Annotated in this window: 2 protein-coding genes; one reads left to right on the top strand and one right to left on the bottom strand. The window is 63.6% G+C overall.

What is annotated here, in order from left to right:
• Nucleotides 1-28 precede the first annotated feature (28 nt).
• The gene (gene aspS, locus VDP82_RS16695) at nucleotides 29-1,819 is read right to left on the bottom strand and encodes an aspartate--tRNA ligase (RefSeq protein WP_323015955.1); all 1,791 of its coding nucleotides are present in this window, start codon (nucleotides 1,817-1,819) and stop codon (nucleotides 29-31) included.
• A 183-nt stretch (nucleotides 1,820-2,002) separates the two neighbouring features.
• Between aspS and rnd the strand changes: the two genes are divergently transcribed.
• On the top strand, nucleotides 2,003-2,777 hold a 775-nt coding region (gene rnd / locus VDP82_RS16690; RefSeq protein ID WP_323015954.1), incomplete at its 3' end, for a ribonuclease D.

Below are 2,777 nucleotides of genomic sequence, written 5' to 3'. Positions count from 1 at the left end.
GCCCGGCGCTTTTCGTTGGTCCGGCGGCTCAGCTCTGCACGTTGAGGCGGATGCTCAATTCGCGCAATTGCTTGGCCGAGGCCTGGCTGGGCGCGCCCATCAGCAGGTCTTCGGCCTGCTGGTTCATCGGGAAGGCGGTGATTTCGCGCAGGTTCTGCGCGCCGCACAGCAGCATCACCACGCGGTCGATGCCGAAGGCGGCCCCGCCATGGGGCGGCGCGCCATATTGGAAGGCGCGATAGAGCCCGCCGAACTGCTCCTCGACTTCCTCGCGGCTCTTGCCGGTCAATTCGAACGCCTTGACCATGGTTTCGGGCAGCTGGTTACGGATCGAGCCGGAGGCGATCTCATAGCCGTTGCAGACCGCGTCATACTGATAGGCCTTGATGGTCAGCGGATCCTGGCTGTTGAGCGCCTCGATCCCGCCCTGCGGCATGGAGAAGGGGTTGTGGGCGAAATCGACGCGCTTTTCCTCTTCGCTCCATTCATAGAAGGGGAAGTCGACGATCCAGCACAGAGCAAACCGGTCTTCATCCACAAGGCCCAGATCGATGCCGGCCTTGGTGCGGGCCTCGCCGGCGAATTTGTAGAACTTGTCCGGCCGCCCGCACACGAAGAACACCGCATCGCCATCGTCCAGTCCAAGCTGGGCCTTGAGCGCTGCGGTGCGCTCCTCGCCGATATTCTTGGCGATGGGGCCGCTGCCCTGCCCGTCCTTGAAGAAGATATAGCCCAGCCCCGGCTGGCCCTCGCCCTGCGCCCAGCCATTCATGCGGTCGCAGAAGGCCCGGCCGATCGGCTCGGCGCCGTCCTTGTTCTTGGCCGGAATGGCCCAGACTTCCACCTTGGCGTCGGCCTCGATCTGGTTGGCGAAGACCTTGAAGCCCGAACCGGTGAAATGCTCGGTGACGGCCTGCATCTCGATGGGGTTGCGCAGATCGGGCTTGTCCGAGCCGTATTTGCGGATGGCCGTATCATAGGGAATGCGCGGCCAGTTGCGGGTGACTGGCTTGCCCTCGGCGAACTGCTCGAAAATATCGGTCACCACCGGCTCCACCGTGTTCCACACGTCTTCCTGGGTAACGAAGCTCATTTCCAGGTCGAGCTGGTAGAATTCGCCCGGCAGGCGGTCGGCGCGCGGGTCTTCGTCGCGGAAACACGGCGCGATCTGGAAATAGCGGTCGAACCCGGCCACCATCAGCAATTGCTTATACTGCTGGGGCGCCTGCGGCAGCGCGAAGAATTTTCCGGGATGGATGCGGCTGGGCACCAGGAAGTCGCGCGCCCCTTCCGGCGAGGAAGCGGTCAGGATCGGCGTGGAATATTCGGCAAAGCCGGCGCCGGCCATACCCGAGCGCATTGCCGAGATGATCTGGGTGCGCTTGACGATATTGGCGTGCAGCTTTTCCCGGCGCAAATCGAGGAAGCGATAGCGCAGGCGCACGTCTTCCGGGTACTCCTGATCGCCGAACACCGGCAGCGGCAATTCCTTGGCCGCCGAGAGCACTTCCAGCTCGCGGATGAACACTTCGATCTCGCCGGTGGCCAGGTTGGGATTGACTGCGGCGGCGTCGCGCAGCTTCACCTCGCCATCGATGCGGATCACCCATTCCGAGCGGATCTTCTCCGCCTCGGCAAAGGCGGGGGAATCGGGGTCGATCACCGCCTGGGTCAGCCCGTAATGGTCGCGCAGATCGATGAACAGCAGCCCGCCATGGTCGCGGATGCGATGCACCCAGCCGCTGAGGCGCACGGTCTGGCCGGCGTCGCGGGCGGTGAGGGCGCCGCAATTATGCGAGCGGTAGCGATGTGTGGTCATGGCAAACTCTGGAAAAAAGCCGGAATCTTGGGCGGGAAAAGCGCATGGGAGCCCCCGCTTGTCAAGCAGATCGGGCTCATGGCGCGGCGCGGCCCAATTCCGCCGCCCGGCGCAAATCCGGTATGGAGTGGGCCTCAAGCACCTGCTAGGAAGAATATTGGCTATTTTAAGACGGACGCCGGTATGGACCTGATCGTTTCCACAGAAGTGCTCGCTGCATTCTGCGAGCACGCTGCGCATTTTGACTTTGTCACTGTCGATACCGAATTCCTGCGCGAAACCACCTATTGGCCCAAGCTCTGCCTGATCCAGGCTGCCGTGGACGATCAGGCCGTGCTGATCGACCCGCTGGCGCCGGGGCTCGACCTGACGCCCTTCTTCACGCTGCTGGCCAATCCGCGCGTCACCAAGGTTTTCCACGCCGCCCGCCAGGATATCGAGATTTTCGTCAAGCTCACCGGCAAGGTGCCGGTCAATATCTTCGACACCCAGATCGCAGCCAGCGTCTGCGGCTTCGGCGACAGCGTTTCCTATGACAATCTGGTGCGCTCGGTCACCAATGTGGAGCTGGACAAGTCCTCGCGCTTCACCGACTGGTCGGCCCGCCCCCTTTCGGAAAAGCAGTGTCTTTACGCGCTGGCCGACGTCACCCATCTGCGCGACATCTATCGCGAGCTGCGCCGCCAGGTGGAAGCCACCCGCCGCTGGGACTGGGTGGAGGACGAGCTGGAGGTGCTGCGCAGCATCGACACCTATGTGGTCCAGCCCGAACAGGCCTGGGAGCGGCTGAAGATGAAGATCAACCGCCCCCGCGACCTGGCCGCCCTCAAGCAGCTGGCCGCCTGGCGCGAAAGGCGCGCGCAGGATACCGACCAGCCGCGCAGCCGCATCCTCAAGGACGATGTGCTGTTCGAGCTGGCCATGCAGCGCCCGCTCACCCCCGATGCCTTCGAAAAGC

The organism is Devosia sp. (assembly GCF_034675085.1).
Classification (GTDB): Bacteria; Pseudomonadota; Alphaproteobacteria; order Rhizobiales; family Devosiaceae; genus Devosia.
This window is presented reverse-complemented; position numbering and strand designations above follow the sequence as displayed.